Annotated in this window: 5 protein-coding genes, 2 tRNA genes and 1 rRNA gene; 3 read left to right on the forward strand and 5 right to left on the reverse strand. The window is 27.1% G+C overall.

Going from position 1 to position 4,694, the window contains the following annotated elements:
* Window positions 1-215 precede the first annotated feature (215 nt).
* Together tmk and KQI16_RS12065 are read right to left on the reverse strand one after the other, a co-directional pair.
* Window positions 216-845 (reverse strand): dTMP kinase, encoded by a 630-nt coding sequence (gene tmk, locus KQI16_RS12060; RefSeq protein ID WP_216434761.1) that lies wholly within the window; start codon window positions 843-845, stop codon window positions 216-218.
* A gap of 11 nt (window positions 846-856) precedes the next feature.
* Window positions 857-1,066, reverse strand: coding sequence for a sigma factor G inhibitor Gin (locus KQI16_RS12065; protein WP_216434763.1), 210 nt, complete (start codon window positions 1,064-1,066; stop codon window positions 857-859).
* Window positions 1,067-1,173: 107 nt separating this feature from the next.
* On the opposite strand from KQI16_RS12065, the gene KQI16_RS12070 reads away from it, so the two are divergent.
* From KQI16_RS12070 to KQI16_RS12080, 3 genes are all read left to right on the forward strand, one after another.
* Entirely contained in the window at window positions 1,174-2,325 is a 1,152-nt protein-coding gene (locus KQI16_RS12070) for a M20 family peptidase (protein ID WP_216434765.1), read from the forward strand.
* A 119-nt stretch (window positions 2,326-2,444) separates the two neighbouring features.
* Window positions 2,445-3,392: a magnesium transporter CorA family protein gene (locus KQI16_RS12075; RefSeq protein ID WP_216434767.1), complete on the forward strand. Its 948-nt coding sequence runs from the start codon at window positions 2,445-2,447 to the stop codon at window positions 3,390-3,392.
* A gap of 65 nt (window positions 3,393-3,457) precedes the next feature.
* On the forward strand, window positions 3,458-4,366 hold the full coding sequence (locus tag KQI16_RS12080) for a S66 peptidase family protein (RefSeq protein ID WP_216434769.1): 909 nt from the start codon (window positions 3,458-3,460) through the stop codon (window positions 4,364-4,366).
* A gap of 48 nt (window positions 4,367-4,414) precedes the next feature.
* On the opposite strand, the gene KQI16_RS12085 is transcribed toward KQI16_RS12080, so the two are convergent.
* The 3 genes from KQI16_RS12085 to rrf all read right to left on the reverse strand — a co-directional run bounded on the left by KQI16_RS12085 (window position 4,415) and on the right by rrf (window position 4,692).
* Window positions 4,415-4,488: transfer RNA gene (locus KQI16_RS12085), tRNA-Cys, on the reverse strand.
* 6 nt (window positions 4,489-4,494) lie between these two features.
* Window positions 4,495-4,570, reverse strand: a tRNA-Phe gene (locus KQI16_RS12090).
* Between the two features lie 5 nt (window positions 4,571-4,575).
* A 5S ribosomal RNA gene (gene rrf / locus KQI16_RS12095) occupies window positions 4,576-4,692 on the reverse strand.
* Window positions 4,693-4,694 lie beyond the last annotated feature (2 nt).

The raw sequence follows: 4,694 nt of genomic DNA on the forward strand, positions 1-4,694 counted from the left end.
CCATTTTTTGTTTAAAACAAGCTTTCTAAATCAATTTTTTTAAATTTTAAAGAAAAACTGAACAATATTGTGTAATTATACATGTAGCTACGCTATTTTTTCATATTTACTTTACACAATCTAATACTATCAATTATATTTTATCATAATTGTATTATAAGTTAACCAAAAATTTGTCACTTAATTATTGCTAAAAATTCCCTAAGCAAACCATTTTATTTAATAACTTTAATAATTTCATTTTTTACCGCTTCAAAAACTTCATCAATTGACTGTTCTGCATTAATTTTTATAAAACTTTCTTTATTAGCTTCACATAATTTAAGATAACCTTCTCTTACCTTATAATGAAAGTCCATCTTTTCTAAATCTAACCTATTTACTTCCCTATCTTTATTTTTATTTATTCTTGCTAGTCCAATCTCAGGACTCACATCAAAAAATATATTTAAATCAGGCATGTACTCATCTATTGCAAATTTATTAATATTATATATTTCTTCAACTCCTAACCCTCTAGCATATCCTTGATAAACTAGTGAAGAATATATAAATCTATCACAAAGAACAATTTTTCCATTTTCTAATTCCTTAATAACCTTTTCTACTAAATGCTGTCTTCTTGCTGCTGCGTATAATAGAGCTTCGGTCTTGGCATCCATTTGAGTATTATTTTTATCTAATATTATTTTTCTAATATCCTCTGAAATTTTTATTCCACCAGGTTCTCTTGTTTTTATACAAGCTATATTATTTTCAATTAAATAATTATAAATCATATCTATTATTGTACTCTTTCCTGAACCTTCTCCACCTTCAAAAGCTATAAATATTCCTTTTTTCATTTATATCTCCCTCATATGTTTAAATTATATTTTCTTTTTAACCATACCTTAATTTTATTTTTGTAATAATTATATTCAAAATCCTCTATATTTAACAGAGAAATATCATCAAGACATGAATTACATAATAATCTTTTATTAATTATACCACTAGCTATTTCCTTTCCACAAATTATACATTTATTTTCATTTTTATCTATTCCTTTAATTAATAAATCCATATTATAATCCCTTTCTAACCATAAATTTATTATTATTCTCGACACTTAGGTATATTTATAATCATTTAAAGAAAAATAAATATATGGAAAGTTAGGAGGAATGTAATATGAAAAATTTTATGATTTCTGCTTTAGAAAAATATAAAGAAGATATTAAAGCATTAAATGAATTTTTATTTAATAATCCAGAAGTTAGCTATAAAGAAGTTAATAGCTGCAATTATATATGTGAATTTTTAAGTAGACATAATTTTAAAGTAGAAAGAAATTTTCTAGATTTAAATACATCCTTTTTTGCCTCTAAAGGAAATGGACATCCAAAAATATGTTTTTTATGTGAATATGATGCACTATTAAATGAAGGCCACTTAACAGGTCATAATCTCCTAACTGCTACCTCTATTGCTGCTGCTATTGCCTTAGGAGAGATTATAGATAAAATTAATGGCTCTGTAATAATAATTGGATGCCCAGGAGAATATTTAGGTGGAACAAAATCTATAATGGTAAAGCAGGGAGTTTTTGATGATATAGACGCTGTATTAGTTTCTCATCCAGACATAATTACTTCTGAAAGCGGAAGTTCTTCTGCCATAGTTCCTATGCAAGTTAAATTTTCAGGCAGTAATGGTTTTAGCTTTTTAAATAAAGAGGATTATAACTCCCTAGATGGAATCTTATTAACCTTCAATATATTAAACGCCTTACAAAAAGGCTTTCCTAAAGATATTGAGATAAACTCAATATTATCAAAAGGAGGATATACACCACTTTTAGTTCCTTCTGAAGCTGAAGCAAAGTTTTATATTAGAGGAAAGGAAATGGATGTAGTCAGAGTAGTAGAAAATAAAATCAGAGAAATAGTTATATATGTATCAAAATTAATTAGAATTCAATATTCTATCTCCTTATATGAACCTGAAAATGAAGAATTACGTACTAATAGAACTTTAAATAGATTGTTCAGTCATAATCTTAAGGAAAATGGAATAATACATATTGAAGCGGCTAGGGACATTAAATCAGGTTTAAGCCTTGGAGTTGTAAGTAAGAAAGTTCCTACAATTCACCCTTATTTCTCAATAGTTAAAAATGAAGCAATTAAATATGGAACAAAAGAATTTGCAAAAGCTACAATTTCTGAATACGGATTTAATGAAGCAATGAAAGCAGCATTATCACTTGCATTTACAGGATATGATATTATAGTTAATGAAAATCTATTAGCAGAAGTAAAAAAAGAATTTTACAATAAATAGGCTCTAAACTTAGAGCCTATTTTTATATTTGACTTTTATTATTTATTTAATCATTTCCCTTATTTAATATTTTATATTATAGTATAATTAAAGGAGTATTTCATATATGGAGGTCAATTATGATTCAAATTTATAAAAGTATTAGCGAGGATAATCCAACATTAAAAACCTTAAAAAATATAGAAAATGGCTGCTGGATTAATATTGTTGCACCTTCCGATGAAGAGTTAATATTAATTTCTAAAAAAACTAATGTTCCTTTAGAATTTTTAAAAGCACCTTTGGATGACGAAGAAACATCTCGTATAGATATAGAAGATAATTGCTTATTAGTTATAGTTGATATTCCCTTTACTGAAATGGAGGAAAATTCCCTTACCTATGATACCTATCCTCTAGCAATAATACATACTGAAAAGCAAATAATAACTGTTTGTTTAAAAAACAGCCGAATATTATCAGATTTTATTAATGGAAAAGTTAAATCCTTCTTTACTTTTAAAAAATCTAGATTTATTCTTCAAATATTAAGTAAGATTGCATCAAATTACTTACTATATTTAAGACAAATAGACAAAAAGAGCTTAATGATAGAAAAGAGACTTCATAAATCAATGAAAAACAGGGAACTTATTCAATTGCATTCATTAGAAAAATCCTTGGTTTACTTTTCCACATCACTAAAAGCTAATGAAATTACTTTAGAAAAAATGTTAAAATTGGATATTATGCAGAAATACGAAGAAGACAAAGATGTCTTAGAAGATGTTATTATAGAAAATAAACAAGCAATAGAAATGACAGAAATATATAGCAACATACTAGCTAGTACAATGGATTTTTTTGCTTCAGTTATATCTAATAATTTAAATATAGTTATGAAAGTTCTAGCCTCTGTTACTATATTAATGGCCATACCAGAAATTTTTGGCGGAATATTTGGTATGAATTTTGATAAAATGCCCCTAGTAAATCATCCTTATGGCTTTGAAATAATTAATATTATAATTGTATTATTAACTATAGGTACAGCATACCTTCTTTACAAAAAGGATATGTTCTCATAAAAGGAACATATCCTTATTATTTTATAATATATAATTATTATAAGATAATATAAGTAGGTGGAATTTTGAATAAGTTAAAATCTATTAATAAAAAAAATTCAACTATAGGAATTATTGCTCCTGCATCAACAGATGATATTGAAAAAATAAATGAAAATATTAATTTATTTAAAGCTCTTGGGTATAAAGTGAAAATAGGAAAAAATATATTTAAATCTTATGGATACTTGGCAGGTACTGATAAAGAAAGAGCAGAAGATATTAATAGAATGTTTGCTGACAAAGAAATAGATGCCATAATTTGCTATAGAGGTGGGTATGGCTGTATTAGAATGGCCAATTATTTAGATTTAAAAACTATCAAAAAAAATCCTAAAATATTTTGTGGTTATAGCGATATTACCTTATTATTAAACTATATAAATAAAAAATGTAAGTTTCCAACTTTTCATGGACCCATGATTAATTCAGATTTTAAAGATCCTCTAACAAGACATTACTTTACAAATATATTAGAAAATATTAATGAAAAGATAACTTATGACTTAAAAAATATTTGTAATGATAATTTTAAAGTTTATAATTCAAAAGATTTTAAAGGAAAATTAGTAGGAGGAAATTTATCAATTATCTGCTCTACAATAGGAACTCCATATGAAATAAAGTTTAAAAATAACATATTATTAATAGAAGAAGTTAATGAAAGTCCTTATGTTATTGATAGGATGTTATCTCAGCTTATCTGTAGTGGAAAGCTAAATAATCTCCAAGCTATAATTCTTGGTCATTTTACAAATTGCACTAGTAACAAAAGTACTCTTACATTAGAAGAAATTATTGAAGAAAAATTGCTTCCCCTTAACATACCTATAATAAAATATTTTCCTTGTGGACATGATTATCCTAATGTAACTATTCCTATTGGAGTTACATTTAGATATGATTCCAAAAAACATTTATTAATACAAGAATAAAATTTTTCTAGCTAAAAAAAAACCTACAAGAAAACTTGTAGGATTTTTTGGAGGCGCCACCCGGATTCGAACCGGGGATAAAGGTTTTGCAGACCTCTGCCTTACCACTTGGCTATAGCGCCATATTATGGTGCCTCGAACTGGAATCGAACCAGTGACACGAGGATTTTCAGTCCTCTGCTCTACCGACTGAGCTATCGAGGCATATAACCTGGCAACGTTCTACTCTCCCACAGGGCTTCCCCTGCAGTACCATCGACGCTGTAGAGCTTAACTGTCCTGTTCGGAATGGGAAGGAGTGTTTCCTCTACGCCATTGTCACCAGATT

This window comes from Caproiciproducens sp. MSJ-32 (assembly GCF_018918055.1).
Lineage (GTDB): Bacteria > Bacillota > Clostridia > Clostridiales > Clostridiaceae > Clostridium.